The 19,472-nt window shown below is 71.8% G+C and carries 21 protein-coding genes; 11 read left to right on the top strand and 10 right to left on the bottom strand.

The window, feature by feature from the left end:
- Nucleotides 1-110 precede the first annotated feature (110 nt).
- Genes AB0D28_RS14020 through AB0D28_RS14005 form a run of 4 tightly spaced genes read left to right on the top strand, consistent with a single transcriptional unit; the run spans nt 111 to nt 5,542 of the window.
- Entirely contained in the window at nt 111-1,478 is a 1,368-nt protein-coding gene (locus tag AB0D28_RS14020; RefSeq protein ID WP_357385652.1) for an ABC transporter substrate-binding protein, read from the top strand.
- A 22-nt stretch (nt 1,479-1,500) separates the two neighbouring features.
- Nucleotides 1,501-2,457, top strand: a complete 957-nt coding sequence (locus AB0D28_RS14015; protein ID WP_357385650.1) for a sugar ABC transporter permease — start codon at nt 1,501-1,503, stop codon at nt 2,455-2,457.
- Complete coding sequence (locus AB0D28_RS14010) at nt 2,454-3,335, top strand: carbohydrate ABC transporter permease (protein ID WP_357385648.1); 882 nt, start codon at nt 2,454-2,456, stop codon at nt 3,333-3,335. Before AB0D28_RS14015 ends, AB0D28_RS14010 begins: the two co-directional genes overlap by 4 nt.
- Nucleotides 3,332-5,542 (top strand): alpha-galactosidase, encoded by a 2,211-nt coding sequence (locus AB0D28_RS14005; protein WP_357385646.1) that lies wholly within the window; start codon nt 3,332-3,334, stop codon nt 5,540-5,542. The genes AB0D28_RS14010 and AB0D28_RS14005 overlap by 4 nt, the downstream gene beginning before the upstream one ends.
- Before the next feature lie 65 nt (nt 5,543-5,607).
- On the opposite strand, the gene AB0D28_RS14000 is transcribed toward AB0D28_RS14005, so the two are convergent.
- The 3 genes from AB0D28_RS14000 to AB0D28_RS13990 all read right to left on the bottom strand — a co-directional run bounded on the left by AB0D28_RS14000 (nt 5,608) and on the right by AB0D28_RS13990 (nt 7,717).
- Nucleotides 5,608-5,967, bottom strand: a complete 360-nt coding sequence (locus AB0D28_RS14000; protein ID WP_357385644.1) for a hypothetical protein — start codon at nt 5,965-5,967, stop codon at nt 5,608-5,610.
- Between the two features lie 12 nt (nt 5,968-5,979).
- Nucleotides 5,980-6,141 (bottom strand): hypothetical protein, encoded by a 162-nt coding sequence (locus tag AB0D28_RS13995; protein WP_357385642.1) that lies wholly within the window; start codon nt 6,139-6,141, stop codon nt 5,980-5,982.
- Nucleotides 6,142-6,328: 187 nt separating this feature from the next.
- On the bottom strand, nt 6,329-7,717 hold the full coding sequence (locus AB0D28_RS13990) for a cellulase family glycosylhydrolase (RefSeq protein ID WP_357385640.1): 1,389 nt from the start codon (nt 7,715-7,717) through the stop codon (nt 6,329-6,331).
- Between the two features lie 303 nt (nt 7,718-8,020).
- On the opposite strand from AB0D28_RS13990, the gene AB0D28_RS13985 reads away from it, so the two are divergent.
- From AB0D28_RS13985 to AB0D28_RS13975, 3 genes are all read left to right on the top strand, one after another.
- Nucleotides 8,021-8,983, top strand: a complete 963-nt coding sequence (locus AB0D28_RS13985; protein WP_357385638.1) for a TIGR03557 family F420-dependent LLM class oxidoreductase — start codon at nt 8,021-8,023, stop codon at nt 8,981-8,983.
- Nucleotides 8,980-9,816, top strand: a complete 837-nt coding sequence (locus tag AB0D28_RS13980) for an alpha/beta hydrolase (protein ID WP_357385636.1) — start codon at nt 8,980-8,982, stop codon at nt 9,814-9,816. The genes AB0D28_RS13985 and AB0D28_RS13980 overlap by 4 nt, the downstream gene beginning before the upstream one ends.
- Before the next feature lie 165 nt (nt 9,817-9,981).
- Nucleotides 9,982-10,635, top strand: a complete 654-nt coding sequence (locus AB0D28_RS13975; RefSeq protein ID WP_357385634.1) for a GAP family protein — start codon at nt 9,982-9,984, stop codon at nt 10,633-10,635.
- On the opposite strand, the gene AB0D28_RS13970 is transcribed toward AB0D28_RS13975, so the two are convergent.
- From AB0D28_RS13970 to AB0D28_RS13940, 7 genes are all read right to left on the bottom strand, one after another.
- Nucleotides 10,622-11,419: an endonuclease/exonuclease/phosphatase family protein gene (locus AB0D28_RS13970; protein ID WP_357385632.1), complete on the bottom strand. Its 798-nt coding sequence runs from the start codon at nt 11,417-11,419 to the stop codon at nt 10,622-10,624. The genes AB0D28_RS13975 and AB0D28_RS13970 overlap by 14 nt on opposite strands.
- A 4-nt stretch (nt 11,420-11,423) precedes the next feature.
- Nucleotides 11,424-12,914 carry a phosphatase PAP2 family protein gene (locus AB0D28_RS13965; RefSeq protein ID WP_357385630.1) on the bottom strand — a complete coding sequence of 497 codons (1,491 nt, stop codon included), beginning with the start codon at nt 12,912-12,914 and terminating at the stop codon, nt 11,424-11,426.
- A gap of 77 nt (nt 12,915-12,991) precedes the next feature.
- On the bottom strand, nt 12,992-13,993 hold the full coding sequence (locus tag AB0D28_RS13960; protein ID WP_357385628.1) for a YihY/virulence factor BrkB family protein: 1,002 nt from the start codon (nt 13,991-13,993) through the stop codon (nt 12,992-12,994).
- A complete protein-coding gene (locus AB0D28_RS13955) occupies nt 13,986-14,993 on the bottom strand; it encodes a diacylglycerol kinase family protein (RefSeq protein ID WP_357385626.1) in 1,008 nt (335 codons plus the stop codon). The genes AB0D28_RS13960 and AB0D28_RS13955 overlap by 8 nt, the downstream gene beginning before the upstream one ends.
- A gap of 91 nt (nt 14,994-15,084) precedes the next feature.
- On the bottom strand, nt 15,085-15,660 hold the full coding sequence (locus AB0D28_RS13950) for a Clp protease N-terminal domain-containing protein (RefSeq protein ID WP_357385864.1): 576 nt from the start codon (nt 15,658-15,660) through the stop codon (nt 15,085-15,087).
- The gene (locus AB0D28_RS13945) at nt 15,660-15,896 is read right to left on the bottom strand and encodes an HTH domain-containing protein (protein ID WP_357385624.1); all 237 of its coding nucleotides are present in this window, start codon (nt 15,894-15,896) and stop codon (nt 15,660-15,662) included. Before AB0D28_RS13945 ends, AB0D28_RS13950 begins: the two co-directional genes overlap by 1 nt.
- A gap of 77 nt (nt 15,897-15,973) precedes the next feature.
- Entirely contained in the window at nt 15,974-16,399 is a 426-nt protein-coding gene (locus tag AB0D28_RS13940; protein ID WP_357385622.1) for a helix-turn-helix domain-containing protein, read from the bottom strand.
- A 141-nt stretch (nt 16,400-16,540) separates the two neighbouring features.
- On the opposite strand from AB0D28_RS13940, the gene AB0D28_RS13935 reads away from it, so the two are divergent.
- The 4 genes from AB0D28_RS13935 (at nt 16,541) to AB0D28_RS13920 (ending at nt 19,459) form a co-directional block, all read left to right on the top strand.
- Complete coding sequence (locus tag AB0D28_RS13935; protein WP_357385620.1) at nt 16,541-17,029, top strand: SRPBCC domain-containing protein; 489 nt, start codon at nt 16,541-16,543, stop codon at nt 17,027-17,029.
- A gap of 52 nt (nt 17,030-17,081) precedes the next feature.
- The gene (locus AB0D28_RS13930) at nt 17,082-17,645 is read left to right on the top strand and encodes an NADPH-dependent FMN reductase (protein ID WP_357385618.1); all 564 of its coding nucleotides are present in this window, start codon (nt 17,082-17,084) and stop codon (nt 17,643-17,645) included.
- A 99-nt stretch (nt 17,646-17,744) separates the two neighbouring features.
- The gene (locus AB0D28_RS13925; RefSeq protein ID WP_357385616.1) at nt 17,745-18,545 is read left to right on the top strand and encodes a PP2C family serine/threonine-protein phosphatase; all 801 of its coding nucleotides are present in this window, start codon (nt 17,745-17,747) and stop codon (nt 18,543-18,545) included.
- Between the two features lie 83 nt (nt 18,546-18,628).
- A complete protein-coding gene (locus AB0D28_RS13920) occupies nt 18,629-19,459 on the top strand; it encodes a universal stress protein (RefSeq protein ID WP_357385614.1) in 831 nt (276 codons plus the stop codon).
- Nucleotides 19,460-19,472: the final 13 nt, after the last annotated feature.

The following is a 19,472-nucleotide window of genomic DNA, read 5'->3' as shown; positions in this document are numbered from 1 at the left end:
ACCAAGGGGTAGCTTCAAGCGCCACCGGCTGTTTGTGTTCGGACGTGTGGATTCTCGGTGGATCTGCCCCGGCCAACACGAACACCGCTCACCGCCAACGATCACGGTCCATGAGCGCAGCGCACCTCTTCCACGCAGGAGGCACCATGTCCCGTCCCCGCTCACAAGCCGAATACCTCGCCCGGCTCGTACCCCCGTCCGTCGCCGGCCTGAACCGGCGCTCGCTGCTCGCCGGCGCGGCCGGCACGGGGGCGCTGCTCGGCACCGGGCTGCTCGCCGGCTGCGGCGACTCCGACTCCGGATCGGGCGGTGACGCCAAGAGCGTCTCGCTCGGCTCCAACCAGTCCGACCCGAAGCCCAAGGACGTCGTCGCGAAGGTGATGGACGGCTTCAAGACGTCCTCCGGGGTGACCGTCAACATCAACACGGTCGACCACAACACCTTCCAGGAGAACATCAACAACTACCTGCAGGGCAAGCCGGACGACGTGTTCACCTGGTTCGCCGGGTACCGGATGCGGTTCTTCGCCGCCAAGGGCCTGGCCGGCGACCTCAGCGACGTGTGGGGCAAGCTCGACGGCTACTCCGACGCGTTCAAGAAGGCGTCCACAGGCGACGACGGCAAGCAGTACTTCGTGCCCGCGTCGTACTACCCGTGGGCGGTCTTCTACCGCAAGTCGGTGTGGCAGCAGCGCGGCTACGAGGTGCCGAAGACGCTCGACGACCTGAACGCGCTCGGCGCGCGGATGAAGAAGGACGGCCTGAACCCGATCGCGTTCGCCGACAAGGACGGCTGGCCGGCGATGGGCACGTTCGACATCCTCAACCTGCGGATCAACGGCTACCAGTTCCACATCGACCTGATGGCCGGCAAGGAGGCGTGGACCTCCGACAAGGTGAAGAAGGTCTTCGACACCTGGGCCGGGCTGCTCCCCCTGCACCAGCCGGACTCGCTCGGCCGCACCTGGCAGGAGGCCGCCCAGTCGTTGCAGCAGAAGAAGAGCGGCATGTACCTGCTCGGCCTGTTCGTCGGCCAGCAGTTCAGCGGCGCCGACCTGGAGGACCTGGACTTCTTCACGTTCCCCGAGGTCGACTCCACGATCGGCGCGAAGGCGCTGGACGCCCCGATCGACGGCTACATGATGGCCCGCAAGCCGAAGTCCAAGGACGCGGCGCAGAAGCTGCTGACGTACCTGGGCTCCAAGGAGGCGGCGGACATCACGGTGAAGAACGACCCGAGCACGCTGGTCGCCAACAGCGGCGCGGACACCGGCGCCTACACCGCGCTGCAGCGCAAGGCCGCCGAGCTGGTCGGCTCCGCCACCGAGATCGCCCAGTTCCTCGACCGGGACACCCGGCCGGACTTCGCCTCCACCGTGATGATCCCGGCGTTGCAGCAGTTCATCAAGGACCCGAAGGACATCAGCGGGCTGCTCACCAGCATCGAGAACCAGAAGAAGTCGATCTTCACAAGCTGACGGCGGAAGGGGGAAGGACATCATGTCCGACCTGCCCCTGATCCAAGCGGATCGCGCCGTGCCGCCGCCGGCCGCGACCACCACGAACGGTGGTCGCGGTCGCCGGCTACGGCTCCTGTCCCGCACCGACCGCGTGGTGATCACGCTGATGGTGCTGGTACCCCTGCTGCTCGTCACCGGCCTGGTCTGGCTGCCCGCGGTGGCGACCGTGCTGCTCTCCGGCACCAACTGGGACGGCATCGGCCCGATCAGCGAGATCGAATGGGTCGGGGCGAGGAACTACGACGACGTGGTGAACATCTACCCGCCGTTCGTCCCCGCGGTGCAGAACAACCTGCTCTGGCTGGCCGCGCTGTTCGTGGTGGCCACCCCGGTCGGCATGTTCCTCGCCGTGCTGCTGGACAAGGAGATGCGCGGCAGCCGCTTCTACCAGACCGCGCTCTACCTGCCGGTGGTGCTGTCGCTGGCCCTCATCGGCTTCATCTGGCAGCTCATCTACAGCCGCGACCAGGGCCTGCTCAACGGCGTGTTCGGCGGTGACACCGACTGGTACGGCGACCCGAACGTCAACATCTGGGCCGTGCTGGTGGCGGCCGGCTGGCGGCACGTCGGCTACATCATGCTGCTCTACCTGGCCGGCCTGAAGGGCGTCGACCCGTCGCTGCGGGAGGCGGCGGCGGTGGACGGCTCGTCGGAGACCAGCACGTTCTTCCGGGTCGTCTTCCCCGTGATGCGCCCGATCAACATCATCGTGCTGGTGGTGACGGTGATCGAGTCGCTGCGCGCGTTCGACCTGGTCTGGGTCATCAACAAGGGCCGCAACGGGCTGGAGCTGATCTCCGCGCTGGTCACCCAGAACGTGGTGGGCGAGGCCAGCCGGATCGGCTTCGGCTCCGCGCTGGCGACCATCATGCTGGCCGTCTCGCTGGTCTTCATCACCATCTACCTCTGGACCGTGATGCGGGAGGACAAGCGATGACCGCCGTCTCCGCCGGCCGCCGCCGCCCCCTGCGGCCCGCCCGGGTCGCCCTGCACCTGTTCCTGGGTACGGTCGCCGTGGGCTGGCTGTTCCCCATCCTCTGGGCGGTGCTCACCTCGTTCCGCTCCTACGAGTACACAGCCGCCAACGGCTACGTGTCGCTGGGCGGCTGGACGATCGACAACTACGTCACCGCCTGGCGTACCGCCGAGTTCGGCAAGCACTTCCTCAACTCGGCGTACATCACCATCCCGGCGGTGCTGCTCACGTTGTTCCTCGCCTCCTGCGTGGCGTTCGTGATCGCCCGGTTCAGCTGGAAGCTCAACATCGCGCTGCTCGGCCTGTTCACCGCCGCGAACCTGCTGCCGCAGCAGGCGCTGCTCATCCCGCTGTTCCGGATGTTCACCGAGATCCCGCTGCCGGCCTGGATGAGCGACTCGGAGCTGCTCTACGACAGCTACTGGGGGCTGATCCTGGTCAACGTCGCGTTCCAGTGCGGCTTCTGCGTGTTCGTGCTCAGCAACTACATGAAGGCGCTGCCGCACGAGCTGTACGAGGCCGCGATGGTCGACGGGGCGAACGTGCGGCGGCAGTACTGGCAGGTGACGCTGCCGCTGTGCCGTCCGGCGCTGGCCGCGCTCGCCACGTTGGAGGTCACCTGGATCTACAACGAGTTCTTCTGGGCCACGGTGCTCATGCGTACCGGCGACAAGTTCCCGGTCACCAGCTCGCTGAACAACCTGCGCGGCGAGTTCTTCACCGACAACAACCTCGTCTCGGCCGGTTCCGTGCTGGTCGCGATCCCCACCCTGGTGATCTTCTTCCTGCTCCAGAAGCAGTTCGTCCGGGGCCTGACGCTGGGAGCCTCCAAGGGATGACGATCGTCCACCTGCGCCGCGCGCGGACCAGCCTGGTGCTCGACGCACGCGGCCCGGGACTGCCCCGGGTCGTGCACTGGGGCGCCGACCTCGGCCCGCTGCCCGACGGGGACCTGCCCGCGCTCGCCGACGCGACGGTGCCGCCTGTGGTGCCGAGCAGCTTCGACGCGCCCACTGTGCTGTCGCTGCTGCCCGAGGCGAGCGCCGGGTGGAGCGGGCGGCCCGGTCTCGCCGGTCACCGCGACGGCTGGGACTGGTCGACGGCGTTCCGCCTCACCGACCTCGACGTGCACGACGCCCTCGCGGCACCGCCCGACCTGTTAGGAGGGGACCCTTCACATGCACCAGGCGTTAACAAGGGGCCCTTCCTTACCCCAGGGCGGGTGGTGGTGCGGGCGGCGGACCCGGGCGCGGGGCTGAGCCTGACCGTCGAGATCACGCTGGACCCGGCGGGCGTGCTCACACTGCGGCACCGGCTGCGCAACGACGGCGACGGCCGCTACGAGCTGCGCGAGCTGACGCCGGTGCTGCCGGTGCCGGCGGTCGCCACCGAACTGCTCGACCTGACCGGCAGGTGGTGCCGGGAACGCGCGCCGCAGCGGCACCAGTGGCCGATGGGCGCCTGGGTACGCGAGGGACGGCACGGCCGCACCGGCCATGACGCCACGTTGCTGCTGGTCGCGGGCACCGCCGGATTCGGGTTCCGGCACGGCGAGGTGTGGGCGGTGCACACCGCGTGGAGCGGCGACCACGTCACGGCCGCCGAGCGCCGCCCCACCGGGGAGTCCACGCTGGGCGGCGGTGAGCTGCTGGCGCCCGGCGAGGTGATGCTGGGGCCGGGCGAGGAGTACGCCACTCCCCTGCTCTACGCGGCGCACTCAGCCGACGGGCTGGACGGGCTCAGCGACGCGCTGCACACGCACCTGCGGTCCCGCCCGTCGCACCCGCGCACGCCACGGCCGGTGACGCTGAACGTGTGGGAGGCGGTCTACTTCGACCACGACCTGGACCGGCTGCGGACGCTCGCCGACCGAGCCGCCGAGGTCGGTGTGGAACGCTTCGTGCTCGACGACGGCTGGTTCCGGGGACGGCGGCACGACCAGGCCGGGCTCGGCGACTGGTGGGTCGACGGCGAGGTCTGGCCGGACGGGTTGCAGCCGCTGATCGACCACGTACGCGGGCACGGCATGCAGTTCGGGCTCTGGGTCGAGCCGGAGATGGTCAACCCGGACTCCGACCTGTTCCGCGCCCATCCCGACTGGGTGCTCCAGGCACCGGGCCGACTGCCGCCGCCGTGGCGGCACCAGCAGGTTCTCGACCTGGCCCATCCGGACGCCTACGCGTACCTGCTCGAACGGCTCGACGCGGTGCTGGGTGAGCACGACGGGCTCGCGTACCTGAAGTGGGACCACAACCGCGACCTCACCGAGGCCGGGCACGCCGGGCGGCCCGGCGTGCACGCGCAGACCCTCGCCGTCTACCGGCTGCTGGACGAGTTGCGCGCCCGGCACCCGGGCGTCGAGATCGAGAGCTGCTCCTCCGGTGGCGCGCGGGTCGACCTGGAGATCCTGCGCCGCACCGACCGGGTGTGGGCCAGCGACTGCAACGACGCGCTGGAACGGCTGTCCATCCAGCGCTGGACCGGTCTGCTGCTGCCGCCGGAGCTGATCGGCACGCACATCGGCCCGGAACGCTCGCACACCACGCGCCGCGTACACGACCTGGGCTTCCGCGCGGTCACCGCGCTGTTCGGCCACCACGGCATCGAGTGGGACATCAGCGCGATCGACGGCACCGAGCGGGCCGAGCTCGCCGCCTGGGTCGCGCTGCACAAGCGGCTGCGCCCGCTGCTGCACACCGGGCGGGTGGTCCGGGTCGACCACCCGGACCCGGCCGTGCAGGCCCACGGCGTGGTCGCCCACGACAGCTCGCACGCGGTGTACGCGGTCAGCCGGGTGGCCACCTCGGCGGCGCAGGTGCCGGGCGCGGTACGGCTGCCGGGGCTGGACCCACGGCGGCGCTACCGGGTCCGCCCGCCCGCCGGGGTGCCGGAACCGGCTCTGCTGGAGATGATTCCGCCGGGCTGGCTGGCCTGGCCGGGCGACGGCATCACGGTGACCGGTTCGGTGCTGGGTTCGGTGGGCCTGCAACTACCCGCCCTGCACCCCGAGCAGGCCCTGCTGCTGGAGGTCACCGTCGTCGGCTGAGCGACGCCGACAACGGTGACCGGCCCGTTCAACCGCGGGAGGCTACGTGCCCCGGACGTCGTGGGTCACCGGCGCCGCCGCGGGACGCGGGTCGAGGTGGCCGCAGCCGCACCGGTCAATGGATGGGTCACGGCGGCCGGGCCGGACTCGCCGGTCGAGCGCCACAGCTCGTGGAGCGTGGGCCACCAGTCGGGGTGGCTCTCCACCACCTCGACCAGGACGGGACTCTGCTCCAGCATGTGCGCGGGCCACCGGTGCCAGGAGTGGGCGAATCGGAAGTCGGGCAGCAGCCCGGCCACCTGCAGCTCGCACTCCAGCACGTCCGCGAGTAGCTCCGCGAGGGTGATCACGACGGACCGGTCGGCGTCGGTCGGCGCGGAGGGCTTCCGGTCGAAGAAGTACGCGCGGAGCGGCGGATTCTCCAACAGGCGGTCATGCTAGGCGCGAGACAGATTGTTCACTTCCATCAGCGCGGTGGCCGAGCCGATGCCGTTGTTGATGCGGCTCTGTTTCGCCACCTCCCGCGTCTGCACGGCGGAGAAGCACAATGACACCGCGACCAGCATCAGGCTGACGAACCCCAGAATCGTTTCCCACATGTCCCCGCCCTTCAAGGAGTACCACCCCCCTCACGCTAAGCGGGGAGCGCAACACCCTGAGTCACCGACTTCGGGGTGGGTTCCGGCGCGGCCCTGTTCGCCGCACGTCCATCTGCGGTGATCAAGGAGTTCGTGTCACCGTCGCGATCCGCTCGGGACACGAACTCCTTGATCACCGGTTAGGGGGTCAGGCGGGGGTGCAGGTCACCGTGGGGGTGGAGTTCGTGCCCTGCCAGCTGCCGATGAAGCCGAAGCTGGTGCTCGCGCCCGCGCCGAGGCGGCCGTTGTAGTCGACGTTGCGGGCGGTGTACGCCGACCCGCTGTTGCTGACGGTCGCGTTCCACGCCTGGGTGACGGACTGGCCGTTGGCGTATGTCCAGCGCACCGTCCAGCCGTTGATCGCGGCCGTTCCGGCGGTCACCTTGACGTCGCCCTGGAAGCCGCCCTGCCACGAGTTCGCCACGGTGTAGGTGGCGGTGCAGCCGCCGGACGGCGGGGGCGTGGTGGCCGGCGGCGGGGTGGGGCTGACCGTCGGGCTCACCGTCGGGCTGACGGTGGGGCTGACCGTCGGGCTGACGGTCGGGGTGCTGCCGGCGTACACGGACGCCTCGCGGGAGGTGGCGGCGATGCCGTTGGCACCGTTGAAGATCCGCTGCCCCCAGCTGGTGAGCTGGGCCGGGTTGAACGCGGTGGTCATGTCCAGGTACTCCACGCCGCCGCCGTTGCCGCTCCAGGACCAGCCGAGGTAGCCGATGCCGTTGGCCTGGCTGTACGCCATGATGGCGTCCTCGTCCGGGTTGCCGTCGGAGTGGTTGAAGCCGAACTCGCCGACCACGATGGGCAGTCCGGCCGCCCGGAACCGGCCCAGGTAGTCGCTGATCTCGGCGGCGGTGTCGAAGACGCCGTACATGTGGATGGAGAAGACGGTGTTGCGCTGCGGGTCGGCGGCGAACACGGTGCCGGCGTTGTCGCGCATGGTGAACGACCAGTCCTGGCCCCAGTTCGGCGCGTCCACCATGATCGTGTGGGTCAGGCCGGCGGCGCGCAGCCGCTTGATCGCGTTCGAGGTGTCGGTGGTCCAGGCGCTGTAGCCCTGGTTGCCGAACGGCTCGTTGCCGATGTTGACGATCACGTACTTCTCCTGGCCCTTGAGCACGTCGGCGATGCTCAGCCAGTAGTCGGTGGCCTTGGCCAGCGTGGTGGCGGCGCCGTCCTCGCCGTACCCGGTGGTGTCGTGCACCTCCAGCACGCAGATCAGCCGGTTGGCCTTGCACAGCGAGATCACGTTCGCCACGTCGGCGGCGCTGTTCTTCGTCCAGCGGTCGCCGCTGGCCAGCACCACCCGGACGGTGTTCGCGCCGAGCGCCTTGATGTTCGCGAACGAGCTGGTCTGCTGCGGGTACCAGGTGTGCGCGTGGTTGACCCCGCGCATCACGAACTCGACGCCGCCTGCGTCGTAGAGCCGCCCGTTGGAGACGGAGAACCCGGTGGCGGCTTGGGCCGGTTGCCCGAGGGCGAAGACGGCGGCGAGGGCCGTCAGCAGGGCGGCGCCCGCGACGGAGAGCAGTTTCTTCATGGCTGTCCTCAGGGGAAGGTCTCCCCCGTGCCCGAGCGGGGGTGCGGTGACGGTGACGACGAGGGAGGCGGCTGAGCCCGGCAGCCGCCGCCGGTTCCCGGCGGACGCAGGCATCAGCGTAGGACGATGGACGGCCGAAGGCAACCGGTTAAGCGGGGTGACCGACGAGGAGAGCGGTGTGCGGCAGATCAGCGTGCTGAACCGGTTAAGAACAGGCGGCGACGCGAGGCGGCGAAGCGGACAGCAGGGTTGACCCGCGCCGGGCGGGGTATCCCGGGACGATCCGCCCGGGAAGGAGACGCCATGGTCAACGTCGGTTACACCCTGATGTGCGAGCAGGCCGGCCCGAAGCAACTGGTCGACCACGCCGTACGCGCCGAGGCCGCCGGCTTCGACCATCTGGTCATGTCCGACCACTACTACCCGTGGCTGGAGTCCCAGGGCCACTCCCCGTACGCCTGGTCGGTGCTCGGCGCGGTCGCCCACGCGACCAGCCGGGCCGAGCTGATGTCGTTCGTGACCTGCCCGATCCGGCGGTACCACCCGGCGGTGGTGGCGCAGAAGGCCAGCACCGTCGGGGTGCTCTCGGACGGGCGGTTCACGCTGGGCCTCGGCGCCGGGGAGAACCTCAACGAGCACGTGGTGGGCGGGTGGCCGCACGTGCAGCAGCGGCACGAGATGTTCGAGGAGGCGCTGCAGATCATCCGGCCGCTGCTCAACGGCGAGACGCTGACCTTCTCCGGCAACCACTTCGACGTGCCGGACGCGTACGTCTGGGACCGGCCGGAGCGGCCGGTGCCGATGGCCGTGGCCGCGTCCGGGCGGCAGTCGGCGACGCTCGCCGCCGAGTACGCCGACGCCATGATCGCCACCGACCCGCTGTCCCACCTGATCGACATGTACGAGGAGGCCGGCGGCGCGGGCCGCCCCCGCTACGGGCAGGTGGCCATCTGCTACGGGCCGGACGAGGACGAGTGCCGCAAGATCGTGCACGACCAGTTCCGCTGGTTCGGCCTGGGCTGGAAGGTCAACGCCGACCTGCCCGGCCCGGAGTCGTTCGACGCGGCCACCCAGTTCGTCCGGGAGGAGGACGTGGCCGAGGGCATCTCCTGCGGCCCGGACACCGACCGGCACGTCGAGGCGTTCAAGAAGTTCGTCGACGCGGGCTTCACCCACGTCGCGCTGGTCCAGGTGGGCGGCGACACCCAGCCGATGTTCCTCGACTGGGCCCAGGAGGAGCTGCTTCCCCGGCTGCGCGAGCTGTGACGCTCGCACCGTCCCCGCCGGGGCGCTTCGGCCCGGCCGGCCTGCGCCTGGCGCTCGCCGCGCCCCGGCCGGCCGCCGGGTTGACGAGCGAGTTCCGGCAGGTCGCCGGGCTGCGGGCACACACCCGCCGCTCCGCCGGCCCGGGCGGGGACGGGCCGCCCGTGGTGCTGGTGCACGGCTTGGCCGTGTCGCACCGCTACCTCACCCCGCTGGCCGTCGCGCTGGCGCCGCGCCGGCAGGTGTACGTGCCGGACCTGCCCGGCTTCGGGCTGACCGAACGCCCCGGCACCGCGTACGACGTGGACGGGCACATGGCGTTCCTGGTCGACTGGCTCGCCGCGTACCGGCTGGGTCCGGTCTGCCTGCTCGGCCATTCCTTCGGCGCGGAGGTGGCCGCCGCGCTGGCCGCCCGTCACCCCGGCCTGGTCAGCGCGCTGGTGCTGGCCGGTCCGACCTGCGACCCCGCCGCCCGGTCCCGGCGCGGGCTGATCGGCCGGTGGCTGGTGGACACGCTGCGGGAGGCGACGTGGCAGGCGCCGGTCCTGCTGCGCGACGTGGCGGACGCCCGGCCGTGGCGCGTGTTCGCGACGCTGTCCCACTCGGTCCGCAACGCGGTCGAGGAGGACCTGGTCCGGATCACCGCGCCCACGCTGGTGCTCACCGGCGCCCGCGACCCGGTCGCCCCGGCCGCCTGGCGGGAGCAGGTCGCCCGGTTGGTGCCGGACGCCCGCACGGTGGCCGTCCCGGGCGCGGCGCACAACGTGGTCACCACCGCACCGGCCCAGGTCGCGGACGCCGTCCACGCCCTGCTCACCACCCCGCTGAGGAGTTGACGCCATGCGTATCGGGAACACCGAGATCCGGCCCGCCGGGGGCGGGCTCGGCTGCCTACTGATGATCCTCTTCTCGATCGTCGCCTCGGTGGTGCTCACCGTGCTGCTCAACCTGGTCCTGTAGAACCCGGCCCGGAGTGCGGGGCGGCGACACCAGAATGGGTCATGCCCCTGCTGACCGCGCTGCCGCTGGCGCTGGAGATGGTCGCCGGGTCGAAGCTCGTCGGCGCCGTCGTCCTCGCCTCCGGCCGTCACCCGCGCCGCAGCTCGGTGGCCTTCCTGGGCGGCGTGGCGCTGGGCGTGCTCGGGCCGCTGACGATCTGGTACGCGCTGTTCCGGCTGGTGCGGCACACCGCCGTGCACGGCATCGGGGTGGGCGGCAGCCGCCGGCTCATCGACTGCATCGTGCTGGCCCTGCTCGCGGTGCTCATGGTGGTCACGTTCCGCAGGCGGCGACGCGACCGGCCGCCCGGGTGGCTGCGCCGGTTGCAGGACCCCCGGCCCGCGTACGCGTTCGGTCTGGGGCTGGTGCTCGCCGTCGCCGTGCCGAGCGACGAGCTGGTCATGGCGTCGGTCGCCGGCAGCATGGCCGGGCACGGCCGCCCGTGGTGGCATCTGCTGCCGTTCACGGCGCTCACCGTGGCGCTGCTGGCCCTGCCGCTGCTCACGCTGCTGCTGTCCGGCGAGCGCGCCGAGCGGCTGCTGCCCGCGTTCCGTGCCTGGACCGGCAGGCACTCCTGGCTGGTCAGCGAGACCGTCATCCTGATCTTCGCGGCCTTCGTGGTGGCCGACCTGGCAGGGTCGTTCAGCCGGCCGTGAGGTCCACCTCGGCCAGCACCGGATAGTGGTCCGACGCCGTGTCCGCGTCGCCGTCGCGGACCACCCGCACCGCGCGTACCCGATCGGCCAGCGCCGGGGTGGCGAGCAGGTAGTCCAGCCGCATCCCGGCGAACTCGGCGCCGCCGTGCCGGGTCGGCACGGTCAGACCGCCGGGTTCGTCGCCGCCGGAGTGCGGCCACAGGTCGACCAGCCCGGCGTCGAGCAGCCGGGCCACCGCGCGGGTGTCCACGGTACGGCCGTCGCGGCGCAGGTGCCGCCGCCGGTACGGGGTGGCCAGCCCGGCCAGCCGGGCGGTGTGCTCGACTGTGGGTTCCAGCGTGTTCAGGTCCCCGGCCAGCAGGGCCAGCTCTCCCCCGGTGCGGCGCATCGCCGCGGCCAGCCAGTCCGCCTCCATCCGCCGCCGCCCGCCGGAGTACGGGTAAAGGTGGGTGCTGACCACGGTGAGCGGTCCGGCGGCGGTGGCCACCCGCACCCGGGCGGCGGCGTGGTGGAACGGGCGGCGGACCCGGCCGGCGCGCAGCACCCGCAGCGGCGGGCGGACCAGGACCGCCACCGGCTGCCCGAAGCAGGACCGGGCCAGGTACGCCGCCATCCCGAGCCGATCGGCCAGGCCGTCCAGCGTGGCGTCCATGCCGCGCAGTTCCTGGACCGCCAGCACGTCCGGGCGCTGCGCGGTGACGACCGAGACGATCCGGTCCCGGCGGTCGGCACCGCCGCCGTCCCGCCCGCCGGTCCGGATGTTCCAGGTCATCACCCGCAGCATCGGCTCAGTCCGGCCGTGCGGCCTTGGCCAGCTCGTCGTCCAGCTCGTCCACCTGTTCGGACTCGATAGCCGGCTGGTTGCCCTCGGCCACGTCGGCGTTCGGCCGGATCACGAAGTACAGCAGCGACAACCAGAGCGCGCCGAGCAGGATCGCGCCCATGAAGTCGGTCGGGTGGTGCATGCCCCGGTACATCCGGGACGTGGCCACGCCGACCGGCATCAGCACGGCCATGCCCACGAACAGCCACCGCCACCACCTGTCGGTACGCGGGAACACGATGATCGCCATGGCCGCCCAGAGGCAGATGGTCGCCGCGATGTGCCCGGACGGGAACGACGAGGTGGGCATCTGCCCGTCCAGGTTCTCCACCGGCGGCCGGGGCCGGTCCACCACCCGGGCGCTGGCCAGGAAGAGGCTCAGCTCGCCGAACATCGCCAGCACCACGTACAGCACCGGCCGCCAGCGCCGCCACACGGCGAGCACGATCGGGCAGAACACCAGCGACACCAGCAGGATCGCGTGGGTGTCGCCGAACTTGCTCCACCACCAGCTCAGGTCGGTCAGCGCGTCGGTGTGCCGCTCGGCGAACCAGCGCGGCACCTCGGTGTCGAGCGTGTCGAAGAACGTGCCCTTGGCGTGGTAGCTGACGAACATGCCGAACGCGTAGAGCACCCCGAAGACGAGCACCCAGCCGACCAGCAGCTCGGCCACCGCCGAGCGCGGGTGCTCCAGGATCTTCTCCTCGTCCGGCGCGAGCGCCAGCTCCTCGCCCGCCTCCGGCTCCAGGCCCTCGCGCAGCGGCGGCACCGGCCGCCCGCGCTCGCGCCGCCACAGCCGGAAGGCGTACGCGGTGACGCCCAGCCAGGCCGCGCCGAGCAGCCAGCCGCCGATCACGTCCGACACGTAGTGCACGCCCAGCGCGATCCGGGTCAGCCCGACCAGGAAGATCAGCACACCGGCGATGGCGATGGCGGGCTTGCGCCAGCGCGGCGCCATGGCCGGCAGGAACACCAGCAGCAGCGCGCCGTACGCGACGAACGAGCCGAGCGCGTGACCACTGGGGAAGCTGTTGCCGGGCGCGCTGGCGATCGGCACGTCCACCACCGGCCGCAGCCGCCCGACCAGCGCCTTGAGCGACGGGTCGAGGATCAGGCCGCCGGCACCGGTGACGATCAGGTAGACCGCCAGCCGGGACTGGCGGCGGATCAGCAGGCCCACCACCGCGATGGTGACCAGCCAGATCAGCACCGGCCGCCCGCCCAGGTCGGTGATCGCCTGGAGCACCGTTACCAGCGGGCCGTGCGGGGCCACCAGGCCGTTGAACCACTCGGCCACCGCGTGGTCGGCGTCGCCCAGCGGGCTCCACCGGAACCGGACCAGCATGAGCAGCACGCCGAACCCGACTCCCGCGCCGGCCACGGCGAGCAGGCCCGCGAGGCTCCGCTCGGCGAAATGGCCGAGCGGCCGGCTCCCGGCTTCCTTGACCGCGGTCACACCGCACCTCCCTCGTTCCTCTGCGAGGCGCGCTGTACCCGATCGGCGTGTCCCGTACACGCTGGACCGGCGTGGCGTCAGAGCGAGGTCATCTCACCGGTGTCGAACAGGTCCTCGCGTTGCGCCTCCGGCTGCCAGAGATCCGGCTGGGCGGGCTGCTCCACGCCGATGCGCATCGCTTCGAGCTGCGCGGCGAAGGCCAGCCCGCCGAACAGCGCGATCCCGGTCAGGTTGGCCCAGAGCAACAGGGCCATCATGCCGGTCAGCGCGCCGTAGGTCTGGCCGAATCCGCCGCTGTACTTCACGTAGGCGGCGAGCAGGAGGCTGGCCAGCCACCACAGCGCGATGGCGATGGACGCGCCGAAGAACAGCCAGGACAGGCCGGGCTGGCGGCGTCGCGGGGCGTGCCGGAACAGCATCGCGACGGCGAGCACGGTCAGGCCGAGACTCAGCGGCCAGCGGATGACGTTCCATCCCGCCATGGCGACGTCGCCCCACTCGTAGTGCCGCCGTACCGACTCGCCCACCGCCCGGCCGCCGACCAGGATCAGGAAGCCGGCCAGCGCGGGTACGCCGGCGAGCACGGCGAGGATGGAGGCGCGCAGGTACTTCGCCAGCGCCGGGCGGTCCCGCTCGACGCCGTAGATCCGGTTGGCGCCCCGCTCGATCTGCGCCATCGTGGTGGTCAGCGCGACCAGCCCGGTGAGCAGACCGAGCGTCAGCGCCAGCTCACCGGCGTCCTCGGTGCGCTCGCTGTCGGTCAGCAGGTCCTGCACCACGGCTTCGCTCTGACCGGGGGTGATGGCCAGCACCGTGTCGGCGACGACCTTGCCGCCCTCGTCCGCGCCCAGGTCGGTGATCAGGCCGGTGAGCGCGATCAGGAACGGCACCACCGCCAGGCAGAGCTGGAAGCCCAGCGCCCGGGAGTGGCTGAAGCCGTCGCCGTAGCGGAACCGGACGAAGGCATCCCGCAGCAGGCACCATCCACCGTGCCGGCGCAGCGTGTGCCAGGCGTCGTCGGCGGAGAGCTGCTCCTCCGCCATCAACCGGGTCTCCGGGACCAGCTTGGTGCTACTCACGGCGGGCCTCCTCGACCAGGTGCTCACCGCGCTCGCCGACCGCGTCGGCGTCCACCGCCAGGTCGGGGTCCTCCTCCGGGCGCGGTACGCAGAGCCAGAGCGACTCGGGCCGGATGGTCGCCTTCAGCGACCGGCCCGGCTCGATCAGGTCGCCGTCGAGCTGCCGGGGCTGCGCCCGGGTGCTGGTGATCTCGACCGAGCGGGCCCGGAACACCTCCATCCGGGGCACGCTGTCGCGGCGGCGCAGCACCGCCCAGCCCATCGCGAGCCAGTGGCGCAGCCTGCGCGGCGTCAGCACCGCCACGTCGAGCCAGCCGTCGTCCGGTTCGGCCTCGGTGAGCAGGCGTACCCCGCCCTGCAGGCGCCCGACGTTCGCCACCAGGACCGAGCGGGCCCGGCGGCGCAGCGGCGGCTTGCCGTCGATGCGCACCGAGACCCGCATGGGCCGGTCGCGCAGGTGGCGGGCGGCGCCCATCACGTACGCCGGCCAGCCGATCCGCTTCTTCGTGGTCTCCGAGGTGGAGTCGAGCATCTGGGCGTCGAAGCCCATCCCGGCCATCACCGCGAAGCACTTGTCGCCGACCACGCCGACGTCGAGGCGGCGCATTCCGCGTTCGACGGCGACCTGGAGCCCGGCGGCCAGGTCGTTCGACAGGCCGAGGTTGGCGGCCAGCAGGTTGCCGGTGCCCTGGGGCAGCACCGCCAGCGCCACGTCGGTGCCGGCCAGCGCGGTCACGCAGGCCATCACCGTGCCGTCGCCGCCGCAGGCGAAGACGACCTCGGCGCCCGCCTTGACGGCCTGTTCCGCCTGCCCTCGGCCCGGGTCCTCGACTGTCGTCTCGTACCAGGTCGGGGCCGGCCACCCGGCGGCGTCGAGCGCGCCGTCCACGATGCGGCGGAACTCGTCCAGGTCGGCCACCTTCACCGGGTTGACCACCACTGCCGAGCGCGGGGTGCGGTTCTCCGCGTTCACCGGGCGCTTGTCGTCTGCACCGTCCACGGCGTCAGTGTGCAGGACACAGGGCGTGACGGCGACCCGGCGCAGCGGGACGTAGCGAGGACCGCAAACAGGTTTGAAACCCGGGTGCGGGTCAGGCCGCCTCGCGCAGCGCCGCGTCGACGCGCCGCCGCAGGTCGTCGAGGTCCACCCCGGCCTCGGTGAGCACCACGGCGGCCAGGCCGTCGCCCTCGCGCAGCAGGCCGAGCAGGATGTGTTCGGTGCCGATGTGCCGGTGGCGCAGCCGCAGCGCCTCGCGCAGCGACAGCTCCAGCACCTTCCTGGCGCGGGGCGAGAACGTGCCGTGGTGCGGCCCGCGACGCCACCACCGGCGCGTGCGCGGGGTCGCCTCGCGCAGCGCGTCCGGGCCGAAGGACTCCTCGATTCGGGCCACTATCGCGGCGAGGTCGATGCCGATCTCGCGCAGCGCCGCCGCGTCCGCCGCGCCGAGCCCGTCCACGCCCCGCTCGGCGTGGCGGGCCACCGCGGCGCGCAGCGCGTCGGCGTCGACGCCGCCGGCCGCGAGCAGCCGTACGGCCAGGCCGTCGGGGTCGGCGAGCACCCCCAGCAGCAGGTGCTCGGTGCCGACCGGCCGCCGTCCCTCGGCGCGGGCCTCGTCGAGCGCGTGGTGCACCACGGCACGGGCCCTGTCGGTGAATCGTTCGAACATCACGCCTCCCAGCTCTCGCGCACCGCCGGTCGTCCGGCGTGCTTCTTGTGGACCGCCTGCCGGCTGACCTCGAGGGCGTCGGCGATCTCCTGCCACGACCAGCCCTGCCGCCGGGCGTTGTCGACCTGGATCACCTCGAGCCGCTCCAGCAGCCGGCGCAGGGCGAGCACGGCACGCAGGCCGATCTTGGGGTCGGTGCTGCCGGCCGCCGCCGCGAGTTCCGTCGCCTGACTCATGCTGTCAATGTAGGTTGACACGCGCACTGTGTCAACTCTGGTTGACGCGCACCCCGGTCTGCCGCCCCGGAGCGCGACTATGCACGGCGCGGAGTGGCGTTGTTCGCGGTGGACGTCCGGTCGAACTCGTCGCGGTTACGGACGAGATCGCTCTGGCGATCACGAACCCAGTGCACGAGTCCACCCACGGCCTCACTCAGTGAGCGGCCGAGCGGTGTCAAGGCATACACGACCCTCGGGGGCACCTCCGGGTACGCGGTCCTGGTCACCAGCCCGTCGCGGTGAAGGGCGCGCAGCGTCTGGCCGAGCATCCGTTGGGAGACGCCAGCGACCTGCTCGTGCAACGCGGTGAAGCGCAGCGGGCCGGACGTCAGGGCCGTGATGGTCAGCAGCGTCCACTTGTCGCCCACCCGCGCCAGCACCTCCCGGACGAGCTCGATCGTCTGGATGCAGTCCGGCGCGACCCCGCGCTGCGCCAGTTCGGCACCAAGGAGGCTCGTCATGCTCTTCCGTTCCTCGCGCGTCAGTAGCTGACTTCAAAGTGCGTATCGGGCAGCCGGACTAAATCCGTTGGACGCACGTTTCTTACTAATCGTAACTGACATGCGGTCACCCATTCGTGACCGTCACAGCGGGAGGACAGCATGGTCCGGCACGACACATTCACGATCACGCGGCACCTCGACGGGCCGCCGGGCGAGGTCTTCACCGCGTTCGCCGACACCACGATCAGGCGCCGATGGTTCTGGCTTCCCGGCAGCGGAGCGGTGTACGAGCACGACTTCCGGGTGGGCGGTGGTGAGACGGCACGCAGCACCTTCACCACGCTGGACACGGCACCCGAGCGGCTGGAATACCGGTCGCGGTACATCGACATCGCGGACGCACACCGGATCGTCTACGGCTACGAGGCCGTCGTCGACGACGAACTGCGATGGACCTCGCTGGTCACCGTCCGGCTCGACACCGAGCCCGACGGAACCTGCCTGGAATGGACCGAACAGGTGACCTTCCTCAGATACGCGGGGGACGGCAGTTCCGACCTCGCGCACCTGCGCGGCGCCAGCGTGCTGCGGCTGAACGGACTGGACGCCGCTCTGCAATCCGGATCCTCGCCTCAGCAATCCGCGTGACACCGCGTTTCGGACCGTCGGCAACCTTCGAATCGACCAGAACGGATCACTCATGACGAACATCGGGATCATCCTCGGCAGCACCCGCCCCGGCCGGGTCGGCCACCAGGTGGCCGAGTGGGTAGCGAAGCACGGCAGCCAGCACGACGGCATCGACGTCGAGGTGGTGGACATCAAGGACTATGACCTGCCGGTCTTCGACGAGCCACAGTCACCGCTACTCGGCGCCTACACCCACCCCCACACGTGGCGCTGGAGCAAGAAGATCGCCGAGTTCGACGGATACGTCTTCGTCACCCCGGAATACAACCGATCGATCCCCTCCGCGCTGAAAAACGCCATTGACTACCTCTACGGCGAGTGGAACAACAAAGCGGCCGGATTCGTCTCCTACGGCAGCAGTGTCGGCGGCGCACGTGCGGTAGAGCACCTACGCCTCATCACGGCAGGTCTTCAGCTGGCAGGCGTACGCACCCAGGTCAGCCTGTCACTCGCCACCGACTTCGCGGCATTCACCACGTTCACTCCCGGCGACCGCCACGACGCTATGCTCCGCCAGCTCTTCGCCGAGGTGGCCGCCTGGGCCGACGCGCTCGCGCCACTGCGCCGGCCCTGACCCGCAGACCGCTCACGGGGACAGCCAGGCCACCTCCACTGCCAGAAAGTCACCCTGAAGATTCCACACCCCGGCCCGTCCCGGTGTTACGGTCCGCTGGTGTTCCGCCGCCGTCCGCTGGACCGGCCGGTCGAGCCCGCGCGCCGGCTCACCGCCGGCCGCCTCACCCTGGAGATCACCGGGGGCAGCGTGGTCGGGCACCGCTACCCGGAGAACTACGACGTGCTGCACGTCGACCCGGAGCTGCCGATGGCGGTGGTCTGCGACGGCATGGGCGACGGCGAGGGCAGCCGGATCGCCGGCACGACCGCGGCCGAGACGTTCGTGGCGCGGGTCCGCGCCGACTGGCCCGCCGTCGGCCCCGCCGGGCTGCGGGCCGCCGTGGCCGAGACCCAACGGCGGGTACGCCAGGCCGGCGCGACGCTGTCCGGCCTGGCCGGGTGCACGCTCACCGCGCTCGTGGTCCAGCCCGACGGCGAACAGGGCTGGCTGGTCCAGCTCGGCGACTCGCGGGCGTACCGGCTGCGCGACGGTCTGCTGGAACTGGTCACCGTCGACCACACCATGGCCTGGCTCGGCCTGCTGCACGGCTGGTGGCCGGCGGACTCGCCGGAGGCGGCGCGGGCGCGCTACCAGCTGCTGCGCTACGTCGGCCACCCGGACCGGCCCGAGCCGGACCTGCTCGCCGTGCCGCTGCGCCGGGGCGACACCTGGCTGCTGTGCACCGACGGCATCAGCGACCAGCTCGGCTACCACCGGCTGCGCGACCTGCTCGCCACCCGGCGCGAGCCGGCGCGGACCACCGAGGCCCTGCTCGCCGCCAGCCTCGACGAGGGCGGCGAGGACAACGCCACAGCCGTCGTGCTGCGCGTACACCCGGCGTTGCCCGCCCCGCGCTGACCGCCGGTTTCCGCCGACCCGCTCCGGCGCACCCGGTCCCACGACTACGGTGGGTGAAAAGCAGGGGTCGGGAGGTGAGCCGGGTGGCCGCACCCAGCCACGGCGCGGTGGTGGTCGGCGTCAGCCGCTCCGAGGCCGACCTGACCGTGGTCCGCACGGCCGCCGCCGAGGCCGCCGCCCACGACCGTCCGCTGCACCTGCTGCACGCGTTCAACTGGGCGGCGACGCCCGGCCCCGCCCCGGCCGGCGGCACCCGCACCGACGCGGAGAACGTGCTGGAGAACGCCCGGCGGGTGGCCGCCGAATGCGCGCCGCAGGTGCCGGTCAGCGGCCGCATCGTCGAGGGCTCCCCGGTCGAGGCGCTGCTGCGGGTCGCCGACACCGCCTTCCTGATCGCTCTCGGTGACGGAGGCATGTCGGCCCACCCGAACCGCGTACCGGCCGACACCCCGGCCGTGGACGTGGCCGCCCGGGCCACCTGCCCGGTGCTGGTCGGCCGCACCGAGCCGGCCCCGCCCGGGCCGCTGCTCGTCGGCTTCGACGGCTCGGCCAGCTCGCGGGCCGCCCTCGGATACGCCTTCGACTGCGCGCAACACCGCGGCGCGCGCCTGCTCGCCGTCCGGGTGATCGAGCCGGACTCCGGCGACCGCGACGACGGGCGGCTGGAGGAGGCGGTCACACGGGAGGCCCGGCGGCACCCGCGGGTCACCGCCGACTGCGAGACCGTCCACGGTGAGCCGGGACCCGTCCTGCTCGACCGGTCCCACGCGGCGCAGCTCGCGGTGGTGGCCGCCCGGGGCGACGGGCCGGTCGGGTCCACTCTGGGCGCGGTCAGCCAGTCGCTGCTCTACCACTCGCCCGCCCCGCTGATCGTCGTACGGGGACTCCCCGCGGACGCCGGGGACGGGTCGTGACGCCCGCGCGGGG

Source organism: Micromonospora sp. NPDC048169 (genome assembly GCF_040652815.1).
Lineage (GTDB): Bacteria > Actinomycetota > Actinomycetes > Mycobacteriales > Micromonosporaceae > Micromonospora.
This window is presented reverse-complemented; position numbering and strand designations above follow the sequence as displayed.

What these genes read in the sequence shown, in the direction of transcription:
- AB0D28_RS13985 (WP_357385638.1), top strand. Translation starts at nt 8,021, where the DNA reads ATGGTCAACGTCGGTTACACCCTGATGTGCGAGCAGGCCGGCCCGAAG.
- AB0D28_RS13995 (WP_357385642.1), bottom strand. Translation starts at nt 6,141, where the DNA reads ATGTGGGAAACGATTCTGGGGTTCGTCAGCCTGATGCTGGTCGCGGTG.
- AB0D28_RS14010 (WP_357385648.1), top strand. Translation starts at nt 2,454, where the DNA reads ATGACCGCCGTCTCCGCCGGCCGCCGCCGCCCCCTGCGGCCCGCCCGG.
- AB0D28_RS14005 (WP_357385646.1), top strand. Translation starts at nt 3,332, where the DNA reads ATGACGATCGTCCACCTGCGCCGCGCGCGGACCAGCCTGGTGCTCGAC.
- AB0D28_RS14015 (WP_357385650.1), top strand. Translation starts at nt 1,501, where the DNA reads ATGTCCGACCTGCCCCTGATCCAAGCGGATCGCGCCGTGCCGCCGCCG.
- AB0D28_RS13990 (WP_357385640.1), bottom strand. Translation starts at nt 7,717, where the DNA reads ATGAAGAAACTGCTCTCCGTCGCGGGCGCCGCCCTGCTGACGGCCCTC.
- AB0D28_RS13970 (WP_357385632.1), bottom strand. Translation starts at nt 11,419, where the DNA reads ATGCTGCGGGTGATGACCTGGAACATCCGGACCGGCGGGCGGGACGGC.
- AB0D28_RS13935 (WP_357385620.1), top strand. Translation starts at nt 16,541, where the DNA reads ATGGTCCGGCACGACACATTCACGATCACGCGGCACCTCGACGGGCCG.
- AB0D28_RS14020 (WP_357385652.1), top strand. Translation starts at nt 111, where the DNA reads ATGAGCGCAGCGCACCTCTTCCACGCAGGAGGCACCATGTCCCGTCCC.
- AB0D28_RS13940 (WP_357385622.1), bottom strand. Translation starts at nt 16,399, where the DNA reads ATGACGAGCCTCCTTGGTGCCGAACTGGCGCAGCGCGGGGTCGCGCCG.
- AB0D28_RS13975 (WP_357385634.1), top strand. Translation starts at nt 9,982, where the DNA reads ATGCCCCTGCTGACCGCGCTGCCGCTGGCGCTGGAGATGGTCGCCGGG.
- AB0D28_RS13945 (WP_357385624.1), bottom strand. Translation starts at nt 15,896, where the DNA reads ATGAGTCAGGCGACGGAACTCGCGGCGGCGGCCGGCAGCACCGACCCC.
- AB0D28_RS13950 (WP_357385864.1), bottom strand. Translation starts at nt 15,660, where the DNA reads ATGTTCGAACGATTCACCGACAGGGCCCGTGCCGTGGTGCACCACGCG.
- AB0D28_RS13930 (WP_357385618.1), top strand. Translation starts at nt 17,082, where the DNA reads ATGACGAACATCGGGATCATCCTCGGCAGCACCCGCCCCGGCCGGGTC.